Source organism: Brachybacterium sp. SW0106-09, from assembly GCF_001293905.1.
In the GTDB taxonomy this organism is placed as follows: domain Bacteria; phylum Actinomycetota; class Actinomycetes; order Actinomycetales; family Dermabacteraceae; genus Brachybacterium; species Brachybacterium conglomeratum.
This window is the reverse complement of record NZ_BCAK01000018.1, coordinates 25,703-39,121: the sequence shown is the minus strand read 5'-3', so window position 1 is coordinate 39,121 and position 13,419 is coordinate 25,703. Positions and strand designations below refer to the sequence as shown.

Below are 13,419 nucleotides of genomic sequence, written 5' to 3'. Positions count from 1 at the left end.
TCCGAGGGGCTCTGCGGCTCGCGGGCTCCGTCGCTCCCGGGTCCCAGCGCATGCGGTCGGGATCCTCAGCCGCCTGCCAGGTGGGCGGGGTCTCATGATCACGGCGGCCCCACCGGGGACGCCGTGGACGAAGGAGACGACATGGACGACGACATCCCTCACCGACGATCGCGCCTGGGCGCATCGACCCTCTCGGCGGCGGCGCTGCTGGTGCTGACCTTCGGCCCGTCCGCGCTCGTGCTGAGCCCCTCGACCGCCGCCTCCGCGGCCGCCGTGCCGCCGCGCGTGGTGGTCTCCGCCCCGGTCGCGGCCGCGGCCGCGCTCCAGACGACGCGCTCGCAGGACGAGGAGGACGCCGACGGCACCGACGCCGCCGCGTCCGCCGCCTCCGAGGAGGCGTGAGTCACCTCCTTCGACGGTGACAGTCGTGGAACACTGGTCCTTCCATGGAACCGCGCGCCGCTCGGCGCGGTCGACGCAGAAGGAGCGAGGATGTCGCTGTTCGGAGAGCCCTTCACCGCCAAGTGCCTGAAGTCGGGGGTCACGGTCGAGGTCGGGGAGGGCCAGTCCCTGCTCCAGGCGCTGCTCGACGCCGGCATCCCGATGGACTACTCCTGCGAAGGCGGGGTGTGCGGAACCTGCGTGGTGCCGCTGGTCTCCGGACAGGTCGAGCACATGGACGAGTTCCTCATGGACGACGAGCAGGACAGCCAGATGATCACCTGCGTCTCGCGCGGCGAGGGTGAGATCGAGATCGACGTCTGAGACGTCCAGGCCGCCCGCTGCCTCACAGGCGCGGGCCGGCCACCCACCAGGCGAGGCCGACGACGCCCATGAGCGCCGCGGCGCCGAGCACCGCCAGCGGCATCGGCAGCACGGGCCCGGCCACGAGCAGCACGAGCACGCCGAGGGCGGCGAGCGCCAGCATCGTCACGAACAGCGCGGGCCGTCCCGAGACGGGCTTGCCGCCCTGTCCGGTCGCGGGGTCCTGGCCAGACATCGCCTTCCGACCCGTCACAGCGCGCTGCCGCCCCATTGCGTCCTCCGGGAGCATCGTGGTCATGCGATGGCCCTCTTCCCCTGGTCGTGCCGTGCCCTGGTGCGGGTGCGGCGCGTGCTGCGCCGCCCGATGGCACGATCCTCCCCCGGTCCGCACGGCGCGCACATCCCGCGCAGGGAGGACTCCCGCCTCCGCCTTTGGTCGTAGGCGCGCCCGCGACGGTCAGGCACGGCGGCGGTGCCCCGCGCTGCTCCTCGTCGGTGCGGCCTGCGCGCACCGGTCCTCGTCGGTGCGCCTGCGCGCTCAGCCCGCGTGGCGAGCGATCATCCGCTCCAGCGCGGTGACCAGGTCGTCCAGCGCCGGATCCTCCACCGGGAAGTGCCCGCCCTCGCGCAGGATCACGGTGTCGGTCGGTCCGGGGAGGGCACCGAGCGTGCGGGTGCTGAGCGCGAGCGGGGTCCAGGCGTCGTGCTCGGGCTGCAGGAGCGTCACCGGCACGGGGACCCGGCGTGCCGCCTCGTGCGGGTGCTCGAGGTAGGAGCGCCAGAAGCCGAGCGACATCCGCGCCCCGCCGCCGCGGGGGTCCTCGGCGCAGAGCGTCCCGAGCGCGGGATCCCGCCCCATCCCCGAGAGGTCCGCGAGGCGGGAGACGGGCAGCGCCCGGCGCGCGACCGCTCCGCGCACCAGCGGAAGCATCCTCATCGCGGCGGTGCCCGCGCCGCCCCAGCGGGTCATGCGGGAGCGGGCCTCCGGAGCGGAGGGGTCCAGCAGGCAGGTCGCGGCGACGGCGCCGACGAGGCCCTCGTGCCGAGCGGCGACCTCCACGGCCAGCAGCCCGCCGAGGCTGCCGCCGAGCAGGAGCAGCGGCCGCCCGTCGTCCTCCTCCTCGACGAGGTCGCCCAGCATCCTGATCCAGTCCTGGTAGCGCAGGGTGCGCCGGTCGTGCACCGGGGAGCGGCCGTAGCCGGGGAGGTCGGGTGCGAGCACGTCGATCCCGCGCTCGGCGAGCTGCGAGGCCACCGGCCACAGCGCGGCGGCGTGCGCGCCCGCACCGTGCACGGCGAGCACCCGCACGGGCGAGTCCGGACGCCGCGCCCGCAGGCGTCGGACAGCGTCCGGGCCCCGCCACGGCCACAGGTCCGCCTCGGGCTCGACCATGCGCGCGCGGCGCGGGGCGGAGAGGAAGCCGGCATAGGGTGCCATGTCCTGGTGCACGGCGGCGGGGTCCACCGCCTGCTCGGGATCGTCGCTGCGAGGCCAGGGGTCCGGCGACGCCCCGTCCCTGCGCACGTGCTCTCCGGTCATGGCGTCTCCTCTCGGGGCGTCCGCGCTCAGCGGGCGCCGGGGTCGGGACCGGCGGGTCCCGGGCTCGGCTCGTCGTCGCGTCGGGCGTCCTGCTGATCCTCCCGGGCGTCCTGCCGGGCGAGGTCCGCGAACACGCCGCCGCGCGCGAGCAGCTCCTCGTAGGTGCCGCGCTCGACGATCCTCCCCCGCTCCATCACGACGATCTGGTCGGCGTGGCGGACGGTGGAGAGGCGGTGGGCGATCGAGACGGTGGTGCGTCCCCGCGCGACCGCGTCGAGCGCCCCGGACATCGCCCGCTCCGTGGCGACGTCGAGGGCCGAGGTCGCCTCGTCCAGCAGCAGCACCGGCGGGTCGCGGAGGATCGTGCGTGCGAGCGCGAGGCGCTGCTTCTCCCCGCCGGAGAAGCGGTAGCCCCGCTCGCCCACGACCGTCGCGTAGCCGTCCGGGAGGGCGGCGATGTGGTCGTGGATCTGGGCGATGCGGCAGGCGGCGACGAGCTCCGCGTCGGAGGCGTCCGGGCGGGCGAAGCGCAGGTTCTCGGCGATGGTGGCGTGCAGGAGGTAGGTCTCCTGGGTGACCACGCCGATGCTCGCGGCGAGAGAGGACAGCGTGATCTCCCGCAGGTCGTGGCCGTCCAGGGTGATCCGGCCGTCGGTCGGCTCGTAGAGCCTCGCCATGAGATAGCCGGTGGTGGTCTTGCCCGATCCGGTCGCGCCGACGAGGGCCGTGTGCTTCCCGGCCGGGACCACGAGGTCAAGGTGCGCGAGCGCCGGCTCCTCGGCGCCGGGATAGGCGAAGGTGACGTCCTCGAAGCGGATCTCGCCGCGCACCCGGGCGGGGTCCAGGGCGATCGCGCCGTCGGCGTCGGCGATGAGGATCGGGGCGTCGAGATACTCGAAGACCCGCGTGAACAGGGCGAGGGAGCCGTTGACCTGGGTCGCGACCCGCAGCAGGCCGTTGATCTGCGGGAACAGGGAGGACTGCAGGGCGATGAAGGCGACGAGGGTGCCGATGGTGATGCCGCTGCCGTCGGGGTCGGCGAACAGCAGGTGCCCGCCCAGGAAGTAGGTCAGCGCCGGGAAGAGCGCCATGATCGTGGTGAACACGGCCATCTGCCAGCGCCCGGCCATCTGGGAGCGGACCTCGAGGTCTGCGAGCTCGCGGGAGTCGTCGGCGAAGGCGCTGCTGAGCGTCTCGGTGCGTCCCATCGTCACCCCGAGCAGGATCCCGGAGACGGACAGGGACTCCTGGATCCCGGCGGAGAGGTCCGCGGCCTTCTCCTGCCGGGTGCGGACGATGGTGCGGCGGCGCCGGCCCACGCGCCGGTTCATCCAGACCGCGAAGGGCAGGGCGATCAGCGAGAACAGCGTGAGCCGCCAGTCCATCGCGATCATGGCGACCAGCGCCATCGCGACCCCGGCGCCGGAGGAGACGATCTGGGTCATCACGGAGGTGACCACGGACTGCATCGACCCGATGTCGGAGAAGATCCGCGACTGGATCTCGCCGGTGCGGGTGCGGGTGAAGAATCCCAGCCCCATCCGCTGCAGGTGGGAGTAGACCGCCACGCGCAGGTCGTGCATCACCGACTGGCCCACGCGGGCCGAGAGCATCGACTGGGTGACGCCGAGGGCGCTCGCGACGACCGTGACGGCGATGAGCCCGCCGACGGACCAGGCGAGCACGTCGGCGCGCTGCTCGGGCAGGGCCACGTCGACGATCTCGCGGATCAGGAACGGGGAGACCACCCCGGCGGCCGCGGCGAGGACGATCAGCGAGAGCACGGCGGCGAGGGTGCCGCGGTAGGGGCGGAACAGGCCCAGCACCCGGCGCACATCGGGCTTCTGCCCGGGGGCGAGCTTCAGGTCGCCGCCGCCTCCCATGCCACCGCCCATGCCGCCGCCGGGCATCCCGCCGTAGGCCATCAGAGTCCCTGGTGGCGGGCCACCCGGTGGGCCGCGGCCTGGGCGAGGGGGCGCACGGTGACCAGGTCGAGGTTCACATGGTGCGGGGCGTTCAGGGCGTAGGAGACGACGTCGGCGCAGTCCTCCGCGGTCAGGGGCTGCTCGACCCCGTCGTAGACGGCGTCGGCCGCGTCCTGGTCGCCGAGGCGGACGAGGGAGAACTCCTCGGTGCGGACCATGCCGGGGGCGACCTCGATGACGCGCACCTTCTCGCCGTTCAGCTCGAGCCGCAGGGCGGCGGCGAGCATGTGCTCGCCGGCCTTGGCGGCGTTGTAGCCGGAGCCGCCGGGGTAGGCCTCGTGCCCGGCCACGGAGGTGACGAAGAGGAGGTCGCCGCGGCCGCTCGCCCGCACCGCGGGCAGCAGCGCGCGGGTGACGCGGACGGCGCCGAGCACGTTGATGTCGTACATCCGCTGCCACTTCTCGAGGTCGGCCTCGGCGGCGGTCTCGACGCCGAGGGCGCCGCCGGCGACATGGACGACGGCGTTCAGGCTCCCGTCGAAGAGCTCCTCGACGCGGGCGACGAGCGCGGCGACCGACTCGTCGGAGGTGACGTCCACGCCGAGGATCTCGCAGCCGGTCTCGGCGGCGAGCTCGGCCAGGCGCTCCTCGCGCCGGGCGACGGCCAGGACCCGCCAGCCGTCGGCGACCAGGCGGGCGGCGGTGGCGCGGCCGATGCCGGAGGAGGCACCGGTGACGACAGCGGTCAGAGGGGCATCGGCAGGGCTGTGAGCAGTCATGGTGCCGAGCCTACGTCGGCGCGGGCGGCGCGGGCACGGCCTTCCCGTCGGCGTCCGGGACGGCCGACCGGAGGACGGACGCGCCCGGACGACGGGAGCGGCCGACGGCGATGCCGTCGGCCGCTCCCGAGGGATGCGGGGCCTCAGACCCCGTGGACCTGCTCGTGCTGACCGGCGGCGAGGTCGCCCTCGATCCGGCCCTTCGAGAGCCGGGCCATGACCGCGGCGATCGCGCCGTCGCCGGTGACGTTGGTGGCGGTGCCGAAGGAGTCGATCGCGATGTAGGCGGCGATCATCAGGCCCACGGCCGCCTCGTCGAATCCGAGGATCGAGGAGAGCACGCCGGCGGCGGCCATGATCGCGCCGCCGGGCACGCCGGGCGCGGCGATCATCACGATGCCGAGCATGAACACGAAGCCCAGCAGCGCCGGGACGTTCAGCTCCATGCCGGTGACGATCATGATCGCGACGGCGAAGGTGGTGATCTTCAGGGTGGAGCCGGCGAGGTGGATCGTGGCGCCCAGCGGGATCACGAAGTCGGCGATCGCATCGGGGATGCCGTTGCGCTTGGTGCACTCGACGGTGACGGGGATGGTCGCGGCCGAGGAGCTGGTGCCCAGCGCCGTCATGTAGGCCGGGAGCATCCGGCCCAGCATCCGCAGCGGGTTACTCCCCATCGCGAGGCCTGCGACGCCGTACTGGGCCAGCAGCACCACCACGGTCATCGCGAAGACCAGCAGGATCACGGCGAGGAAGGTGCCGATGACGGTCCAGATCTGGCCGTTCATGGTCAGGCCCAGGAACATGCCGAAGATGTACAGCGGCAGCAGCGGCACGATGATCGCCTCGATGATCCGCACGATGATCGTGCGCAGCTGCTCGAAGGACTCCTGCAGGGCGCCCTTCTTCACGAGGGTCAGCCCGATGCCGAGGCAGAAGGAGAGCACCAGCGCCGTCATCACGTCGAACACCGGCGGGATCTCGATGTCGAAGTAGGCCGTGATCGCCGAGTCCTCGGGGTTCTCGAGCGTGCCGATGCTCGCGCCGTCCAGCATCCGCGGCAGCAGCACCAGGGAGATCCCGAGAGCGAACAGCCCGCACAGCACCGTGGAGAGATAGGCGATGCCGGTGGTGGCGGCGAGCATCTTCCCCGCGCCGCGGCCGAGCTCCGCGATCGCCGGGGTCACCAGGCCCACGATGATCAGCGGGATGAGGAAGCCGAGGAAGCCGGAGAAGATCCCGTTGAAGGTCGTGAAGACGCGGGCGATCGACTCGGGCATCACCAGGCCCAGACCGATCGCGAGCACGATCGCGACGAGGATCCGGGGCAGGAGGCCGAAGCAGGGACGACGAGGAGCCGCGGAGGGGGTGCCCGCGGCGGAGTCAGCGGCGCCGCGCGCCGCCGCGGGATCCTCCGCGGCGGAGTCGACAGCGCTGTCGAGATTCGAGTTCATGAGGGTCCGGTTCGCTGAGGAGGGACGGGGACCGGGACAGAGTAGACGGCCGACGCCCGCGGGCGCTCCACTGCAGGGAGGACCGTCCGAGCGCCGGAGGCGCCGACGGGGCCGAGGTGCAGGCCCGTGCAGCAGCCGCCTCTGTCTTGTGGCACGCCCCACAGCGCACTAAGGTTGATCGAGTGCCTGCTCACGGACGGATCGCCGCTGCCGCCTTCCGCCAGTACTCCACCTACCGGATGGCGACCGCCGCGGGCATCTTCACCAACACGATCTTCGGGTTCATCCGCGCCTCGATCATGTTCGCCGCGATCGGCACGGCGGGCGGCGAGCTCGGCGGGTACACGATGCTGCAGGCGGCGACCTATGTATGGCTGGGCCAGGCGCTGCTCGCCCCGATCGAGGCCTTCGGGACCCGGGAGGTGTCCCAGCGGGTCCACCAGGGCGACATCGCGGTGGACCTTCTGCGCCCCGTGGATCTGCTCAGCCTCCACTACGCGCAGAAGCTCGGCCGCGCGGCGTTCCTGCTGCTGGCCCGCGGCATCCCTCCGCTGGTGGTGGGCGCCCTGGTGACCGGGCTCGCCCTGCCCGAGCATCCGCTGTCCTACCTGCTCGGCGCCCTCTCGCTGCTGCTCGCGATCACGGTCGCCTTCCTCGCCGACATGATGGTGAACCTCGCCGCCTTCTGGCTGGTGGAGACCCGCGGGCTGACCGTCGTCTACAACGCGACGATGAACCTGCTCTCGGGCTTCCTCATCCCGATCGTGTGGTTCCCGGACTGGCTGCTGGCGATCGCTCGGGCGACCCCGTTCCCCTCGATGATCCAGACCCCGATCGACACCCTCTCGGGCCGCGTCCCGCCCGCCGAGGCGCTCGGACTGATCGGCGTGCAGATCGGCTGGACGGCGGTGCTGGCGCTCGCGGCCTGGGCGATGCTGCGCGCCGGCACCCGGAGCCTGGAGGTGCAGGGTGGCTGAGCAGGAGAGCCCGGGCGCCGTGAGCGCAGGGAGCCGAACGGGGGCGCAGGACCGCCCCGTCTCGACCGCGCGCATGGTCGCGACCCTCTACGGCTCGCGCCTGCGCTCGCAGGCGACCTTCCGCACCAGCTTCCTCGCCGACGTGCTCGGCCAGGTGCTGATCGTGGGCACCGAGTTCCTCGAGCTGTGGGTGATCCTCTCCCAGGTCGGCGTCCTCGGCGGGATGACGCTCTCGCAGGTCGCGGTGGTCTACGGGCTCGGCGCGCTCGCCTTCGGGATCGGAGACATGTTCTTCGGGGAGATCGACGGGCTCTCGGCGCAGATCCGCTCCGGGCGCCTGGAGACGCTGCTGATCCGCCCGGTGCCGCTGCTGCTGCAGATCTCGAGCCTGGACCTCTCGCTGCGACGCATCGGGAGGATCGCGGTGGGGCTCGGGATGTACGTGACCGCGCTGGCCATCGCGGGCTTCTCACCGACCCCGGCGCTGCTGCTGCTCGCGGTGCTGGCCCCGTTCGCCGGGGCGCTCATCTTCGGAGCGCTGTTCACGATGGCCGGGGCGCTGCAGTTCTGGCTGGTGGACGGGCGCGAGTTCGCCAATGCCTTCACCTACGGCGGCAACTACGTCGCCACCACCCCCGGCGCCGTCTTCGCCCTGCCGATGCGGGCCTTCTTCACCTTCGTGATCCCGGCGACCCTGATCGCCTACGCCCCCGCCCTCGCGCTGCTGGGTCTGCCCGGCCCCGCCCTGGTCCCGTCCTGGGCGGGCTGGGTCGGCCTGCCCGTGGCGCTCCTCGCCTGGACCATCGCCCTGATCCTCTGGCGCGCGGGGGTCCGTCGCTACACAGGAGCAGGTGGATGACCTCTCACCCCGTCCCGTCCCTCCCGACCCCGTCGGACCCGTCGGCCGCCCGCAGCCCCGACGTCGAGTCCTCCCCCGCGCTCGAGCTCGCGCAGCTGCGTCGTGACTACGTCGTGCGCGCCGCCGCCCCGGGCTCCCGCCGGCGCCTGCGGCAGCGGGTGCGGGCGGTCGACGAGATCTCGCTGCGCATCGAGCGCGGAGAGGCCGTCGGCTTCGTCGGCGCGAACGGCGCCGGGAAGTCCACCACCATCAAGATGATCACCGGCATCCTGCAGCCCACGGCGGGCTGCGTGCGGGTGCTGGGGCGCGACCCGGTGCCGGAGCGTCGGCGTCTCGCCCGCGAGATCGGGGTGGTGTTCGGGCAGCGCTCGCAGCTGTGGTGGGACCTGCCGCTGTGGGACAGCTACCGGATCCTCGGCGCGATGCACCGCCTGACCGATCGGGCTCTCGCCGCGCGCCTGGACCGGCTCGTGGAGGGGCTGGACCTCGCCGCGTTCCTGGACCGTCCGGTGCGTCAGCTGTCGCTCGGCCAGCGGATGCGCGGGGAGGTCGCCGCGGCGCTGCTGCACTCCCCGCAGCTGGTGGTGCTGGACGAGCCGACGATCGGGCTGGACATGGTCTCCAAGGAGGGGCTGCGGCGCTTCCTGCGCGAGGACCGGGCCGAGCGCGGCACCACCCTGTTCCTCACCACCCACGACATGGGCGACGTCGAGCGGCTGTGCGACCGGATCGTGGTGGTCGCCTCCGGGCAGGTCGCCTACGACGGCGCGCTCGCCGGCTTCCGGGAGCGGCTCGGCTCGCCGCGCGAGCTCGTGCTCGACCTCGCCGCGCCGCGTCTCGAGGCGCTCGCGCTGCCCGAGGGGGCGAGGACCCTCGCGATCGAGGCGGAGGGGATCCGTCACCGGATCGCGTTCTCCGGGGCGGAGCTGACCGTGCCGGCGCTGCTGACCCGGATCGGCGCCCAGGCCGAGGTGCAGGACCTCTCCCTCACCGAGCCGGCCGTCGAGGACCTCGTGCGGCGCATCAACGCCGGGGACCGTCCGGGCTGACGACGGCGGACTCGCCGGCGCCATCCTCCCCGGACCGGCCCGGCCGACGCCGCACCGGGCGCGCCCCTTCGTTCATGCGGGGACACACCGTGCGCCGCGACCTGCGCTGATGCACACTGGTCCCCGGGGGATACTGAGAGATCCCGTCTCCCGCCCGGCAGTCCCCGCCGCGGCAGGGCACGGCGCGAGAGAAGGAGGACCATGGCCCGCTCCTACGCCACCGTCGGACAGATGCTCACCTACGCCGTCGAGCGCACGGTCAACGCCCCGGAGAGCGCCGAGCGCACCGAACGGCCCGTGCGCGCCGACGCGATCCTCCGCCACATGCTCGAGTTCGTGCTGATGGCCCCGCGCAGCCGCCGTGCGTTCCTGCGCACCGTGCTCCGGACCGAGCGCGCCACCGGCAGCATCGTCGCCGCGCCGCGCCTGCACCGCCATTCCCCCGACCTGGTCGCCGAGATCCTCCCGTCCTCCCCCGAGTCCGACGACGGCGCCCGCCTCGGCATCGTGGTGAGCACGGAGGGGCTGCTGCGCACCACCCAGCTCGAGAAGCACCTGGCCGCGCTCGGCACCTCGACGCACCACCTGCTGCTGGCGGTCTCGCGCCGCAGCGACCTCGTCGGCGGCGAGGAGCAGCTGCCCGAGCGGGTGCAGGCCACGAGCTGGCGCTCCCTCGCCCGGCGGATGTCGAAGGCCGACCCCGGCCATCAGGCGCTGTGGGAGACGATCGGGGAGATCGGCGAGAACTCGGGCCGGCCCATCGTGCAGTACCCGGTGGAGGCGAAGCGGCTGCTGACCAAGAAGTCGGTCGCCCGGGAGTTCCGCGGCCACCTCGACGTCATGCACCGCGCCTCCCGCGACCTGCTGGGCACCAGCCCGCACTTCTCGACCCGGCGCGGCCAGACCGACGCGCACCTCCAGGCGGGGGTGCGCCTGCACCGCACCGGCCTCGAGTTCGGCGAGGTCGAGCAGGGCACGCCCGTGCACCTCCAGCGCGCCGGCCACGAGCCGGTGCCGCTGGGCATCGGCCTGCCGCGCACCGACGAGGAGAGGGCCGAGGCCGCGGAGCGCCTGGAGTCCCTCGCCCGGCGCACGGCCTGGCGCACCGACGAGGGCGCGCTGCCCGCGACGCCGGAGCTGATCGGCGCCCCCGCCTCCCCGGAGGTGGAGGGGGCGCGTCTGCTGCTGTGGGCGGTGCTGAACCCGATGCTGCTGCGGGATCGCGGCTTCGATCTCGCGCCCGCCCGGCGCCAGCCGGCGCTGACCGCGACCACGATGGGGCTGCGCCTGCTCCATCGCGGCGACGAGACCGGGACCACCTACCGGATCTGGGTGGGCGGCGAGCGGGACTGGACCCATCTGATCCCGAAGGTGACGCGCGAGGCGACGGCGGACCGTCCGGAGGAGACCTATGCGGTGGCGCCCCGCAAGAGCCAGTCCACCGCGGACTTCGTCTGGGAGGTCCACCGGGCGCTGCGCTCGCTGACGATCCCGTGATCTCGCGGCCCGTGCTCGTCAGCCCCGTGCCCCGTCGGCACGCCGGTTCCGCGTGGCCGGCCGGCCCGGCATGACCCGTCGGCCCCGCCGCGGGGTGCTCGGATGCGCGAGGATGGGGTCATGGATGCTTCGAGCGAGACCCCGGTGACGCACGGCGAGTACAAGGTCCGCGGCGGCAAGCTCGTCGCCGTCGACGTCACCGCCCAGGACGGCCGGATCGCCTCCGCGCACGTGTTCGGCGACTTCTTCCTCGAGCCCGACGACGCGCTCGAGGAGCTGAACGCAGCGCTCGAGGGCATGCCCACCGATGCGACCGCCGCCGAGCTCGGCGCCGCGATCACCGACCGCCTCGCCGCCCTCCCCGAGCCGGTGGAGATGATCGGCTTCGACGCCGAGGCGGTCGCGATCGCCGTGCGGCGCGCGCTCGGGCACGCCTCGAGCTGGGACGACCTCACCTTCGACGTGATCCCGCCCGTCGTCCTTCCCCCGGTGATGCACGTGGCGCTCGACGAGGTGCTGCCGAAGGAGGTCATCGCCGGGCGGCGCCGCCCCCACCTCAGGATCTGGGACTGGGACTCCTCGCTGGTGGTGATCGGCTCCTACCAGTCGCTGCGCAACGAGATCGACACCGAGGGCGCCGCGAAGCACGACATCGGGGTGGTGCGCCGCATCACCGGCGGCGGCGCGATGTTCATGGAGCAGGGCAACTGCATCACCTACTCCCTCGTGGTGCCGACCTCGCTGGTGGAGGGGCTGAGCTTCGAGCAGGCCTACGCGTATCTCGACGACTGGGTGATGGGCGCCCTCGCGGAGATCGGAGTGAGGGCCCACTACGTTCCGCTGAACGACATCGCCTCCGAGCAGGGCAAGATCGGCGGCGCCGCCCAGCGCCGCTTCGCCGGCGGCGTGCTGCTGCACCACGTGACGATGAGCTACGACATCGACGCGGACAGGATGGGCGAGGTGCTGAGGATCGGCCGCGAGAAGCTCTCCGACAAGGGCACCCGCAGCGCGAACAAGCGCGTGGACCCGATGCGCTCCCAGACGGGTCTCGCGCGCGAGCAGATCATCGGCGGGTTCCTCGAGTTCTTCCGCGCCCGCTACGACACCGTCGACTCGAGCTACACCGAGGACGAGCTCGCGAAGGCGGGCGAGCTGGTGGAGACCAAGTTCGGCACCGAGGAGTGGACCGCGCGGGTGCCGTGAGGCGAAGTAGGCGCGAGCGATCCCGCGAGACCCTACGATGAGCCGTGCTCAGCTACCTCCTCGCCCCGCGCTCGACGGTGCTCGACCTGCTCGCAGGCGACGACGACGCCTCCGTCGGCCCCGAATCCGCGACGGGCTGGACCGTCGCCTGGTTCGAGGATCCGGATCTCATCGAGGAGATCAGGACCGCGATCCTGGTGGACGAAGCGGGCGAGGTGGAGATCGCTCTCGGCGTCCGGCGTGACGGGGTGACCCGCTCCTGGTCGTGGGCCGTGGACGAGGACGAGAAGTGCGTCGACGATGCCGACGGCATCGTCGAGGTCGGTGACGGCGAGAGTCTGGCCGACGAGGACGGGGCAGCGCGTGAGCTCGCCGCCGCGCTCGGGGCACCGGACGAGATCCGGTCGGCACTGCGAGAGCTGCTCGCCCAGCGCAGGGAGCCGGACAGCTTCGTCGACCGGCTCGCCACGCTCACCGGCCTCCCCGCGCCCTCGCCCCCGCATCCTGTACGCGCACTCGTGCTCTCCCGGACCACGCCCGCCGCGACGCGCCTGACCGGTCAGATCGCCGCGACCGGGCTGGGAGACATCGCGCTGGCCGACCTCGGGGATGGCTGGTCCGGCCTGCTGATGCTCGAGAATCCTGATCTCGGCCCCCAGCTGGCGGATGCCGTCGGGCGCTTCATCGCTGCACAGGGGCTGCGCTCGCGGAAGAAGCGGGCGCTGCTGCTGTGGCGCGGCGAGAACGGCGCAGCCGGGTTCGAGCTGCACCGCGGAGAGAACCTGTACGCCGCGCACTCCTGGGGCACCGGATGGACCGACATCGTCAGCGCCGAGCTGTCGGTGCGCGACGCCTTCGCCGAGGAGCTGCTCGTGCTCGCCCCTGATGCGCCAGAGCATCGTCCGCGCCTGCGCTCGCTGATGCGTGCTGACACCCGGGATCGCGACCCGCTCGCAGAACTCGTCGACCTCCTCGATCTGCCGTCCGACGCGATCGCCGTGCTGGATCCGGGGGTGGACGGTACAGCGGCGGCGCCTTGGGACGACCCGCCGGTGCCGCTCGAGCTGCTCGAGCCGGCCGGGCTCGGACGCTTCCTCCGCGGCCTCGTGACCGGTCGCGGCCTGCCGCCGCTCGCGCCCCGCTGGGTCCTGCGCGCCTATGGGGCACTCTGCGCCTCGCTCTCGCTGCTGAGCGCCCTGTGGGCCGCGACGAAGACGTTGGTCGTCGCGACTGACGGCGCCATCGTGGATCAGCCGACGGCCACCGCCGGGGACTGGATCTTCCTGTGCGTCGCCGTCGTCGCCACCGTCGTCAACGCGGTGATCGCCGCCGGGTCCTTCCTCCAGGCCCGCGCAGCGGAGTGACGGC

Annotated in this window: 13 protein-coding genes; 8 read left to right on the top strand and 5 right to left on the bottom strand. The window is 73.0% G+C overall.

Annotated features, from left to right (window positions below):
- Window positions 1-141: 141 nt before the first annotated feature.
- A complete protein-coding gene (locus Y09_RS09295) occupies window positions 142-402 on the top strand; it encodes a hypothetical protein (protein ID WP_053917461.1) in 261 nt (86 codons plus the stop codon).
- Between the two features lie 90 nt (window positions 403-492).
- Window positions 493-765 carry a 2Fe-2S iron-sulfur cluster binding domain-containing protein gene (locus tag Y09_RS09290; protein ID WP_053917460.1) on the top strand — a complete coding sequence of 91 codons (273 nt, stop codon included), beginning with the start codon at window positions 493-495 and terminating at the stop codon, window positions 763-765.
- Between the two features lie 22 nt (window positions 766-787).
- On the opposite strand, the gene Y09_RS09285 is transcribed toward Y09_RS09290, so the two are convergent.
- From Y09_RS09285 to Y09_RS09265, 5 genes are all read right to left on the bottom strand, one after another.
- A complete protein-coding gene (locus Y09_RS09285; protein ID WP_234695687.1) occupies window positions 788-1,063 on the bottom strand; it encodes a hypothetical protein in 276 nt (91 codons plus the stop codon).
- Window positions 1,064-1,303: 240 nt separating this feature from the next.
- Window positions 1,304-2,305 carry an alpha/beta hydrolase gene (locus tag Y09_RS09280; protein ID WP_200716785.1) on the bottom strand — a complete coding sequence of 334 codons (1,002 nt, stop codon included), beginning with the start codon at window positions 2,303-2,305 and terminating at the stop codon, window positions 1,304-1,306.
- Window positions 2,306-2,331: 26 nt separating this feature from the next.
- A complete protein-coding gene (locus Y09_RS09275; RefSeq protein WP_053917459.1) occupies window positions 2,332-4,230 on the bottom strand; it encodes an ABC transporter ATP-binding protein in 1,899 nt (632 codons plus the stop codon).
- Window positions 4,230-5,009 (bottom strand): SDR family oxidoreductase, encoded by a 780-nt coding sequence (locus Y09_RS09270; protein WP_053917458.1) that lies wholly within the window; start codon window positions 5,007-5,009, stop codon window positions 4,230-4,232. The genes Y09_RS09275 and Y09_RS09270 overlap by 1 nt, the downstream gene beginning before the upstream one ends.
- A 143-nt stretch (window positions 5,010-5,152) precedes the next feature.
- Window positions 5,153-6,463 (bottom strand): dicarboxylate/amino acid:cation symporter, encoded by a 1,311-nt coding sequence (locus Y09_RS09265; RefSeq protein WP_053917457.1) that lies wholly within the window; start codon window positions 6,461-6,463, stop codon window positions 5,153-5,155.
- A gap of 182 nt (window positions 6,464-6,645) precedes the next feature.
- Between Y09_RS09265 and Y09_RS09260 the strand changes: the two genes are divergently transcribed.
- The 6 genes from Y09_RS09260 (at window position 6,646) to Y09_RS09235 (ending at window position 13,415) form a co-directional block, all read left to right on the top strand.
- Window positions 6,646-7,440: an ABC-2 family transporter protein gene (locus tag Y09_RS09260; RefSeq protein ID WP_053917456.1), complete on the top strand. Its 795-nt coding sequence runs from the start codon at window positions 6,646-6,648 to the stop codon at window positions 7,438-7,440.
- 19 nt (window positions 7,441-7,459) lie between these two features.
- Window positions 7,460-8,299, top strand: coding sequence for an ABC transporter permease (locus Y09_RS09255; protein WP_234695686.1), 840 nt, complete (start codon window positions 7,460-7,462; stop codon window positions 8,297-8,299).
- Complete coding sequence (locus Y09_RS09250; RefSeq protein WP_148639598.1) at window positions 8,296-9,348, top strand: ATP-binding cassette domain-containing protein; 1,053 nt, start codon at window positions 8,296-8,298, stop codon at window positions 9,346-9,348. The genes Y09_RS09255 and Y09_RS09250 overlap by 4 nt, the downstream gene beginning before the upstream one ends.
- 201 nt (window positions 9,349-9,549) lie before the next feature.
- Window positions 9,550-10,845, top strand: a complete 1,296-nt coding sequence (locus tag Y09_RS09245) for a hypothetical protein (RefSeq protein ID WP_053917455.1) — start codon at window positions 9,550-9,552, stop codon at window positions 10,843-10,845.
- A 120-nt stretch (window positions 10,846-10,965) separates the two neighbouring features.
- Entirely contained in the window at window positions 10,966-12,051 is a 1,086-nt protein-coding gene (locus tag Y09_RS09240) for a lipoate protein ligase C-terminal domain-containing protein (RefSeq protein ID WP_053917454.1), read from the top strand.
- A 44-nt stretch (window positions 12,052-12,095) separates the two neighbouring features.
- The gene (locus Y09_RS09235) at window positions 12,096-13,415 is read left to right on the top strand and encodes a hypothetical protein (RefSeq protein ID WP_053917453.1); all 1,320 of its coding nucleotides are present in this window, start codon (window positions 12,096-12,098) and stop codon (window positions 13,413-13,415) included.
- Window positions 13,416-13,419 lie beyond the last annotated feature (4 nt).

Excerpts from the sequence above, each read along its gene's own strand:
- Y09_RS09275 (WP_053917459.1), bottom strand. The coding sequence starts at position 4,230 with ATGGCCTACGGCGGGATGCCCGGCGGCGGCATGGGCGGTGGCATGGGA.
- Y09_RS09280 (WP_200716785.1), bottom strand. The coding sequence starts at position 2,305 with ATGACCGGAGAGCACGTGCGCAGGGACGGGGCGTCGCCGGACCCCTGG.
- Y09_RS09270 (WP_053917458.1), bottom strand. The coding sequence starts at position 5,009 with ATGACTGCTCACAGCCCTGCCGATGCCCCTCTGACCGCTGTCGTCACC.
- Y09_RS09290 (WP_053917460.1), top strand. The coding sequence starts at position 493 with ATGTCGCTGTTCGGAGAGCCCTTCACCGCCAAGTGCCTGAAGTCGGGG.
- Y09_RS09250 (WP_148639598.1), top strand. The coding sequence starts at position 8,296 with ATGACCTCTCACCCCGTCCCGTCCCTCCCGACCCCGTCGGACCCGTCG.
- Y09_RS09265 (WP_053917457.1), bottom strand. The coding sequence starts at position 6,463 with ATGAACTCGAATCTCGACAGCGCTGTCGACTCCGCCGCGGAGGATCCC.
- Y09_RS09285 (WP_234695687.1), bottom strand. The coding sequence starts at position 1,063 with ATGACCACGATGCTCCCGGAGGACGCAATGGGGCGGCAGCGCGCTGTG.
- Y09_RS09240 (WP_053917454.1), top strand. The coding sequence starts at position 10,966 with ATGGATGCTTCGAGCGAGACCCCGGTGACGCACGGCGAGTACAAGGTC.
- Y09_RS09295 (WP_053917461.1), top strand. The coding sequence starts at position 142 with ATGGACGACGACATCCCTCACCGACGATCGCGCCTGGGCGCATCGACC.
- Y09_RS09245 (WP_053917455.1), top strand. The coding sequence starts at position 9,550 with ATGGCCCGCTCCTACGCCACCGTCGGACAGATGCTCACCTACGCCGTC.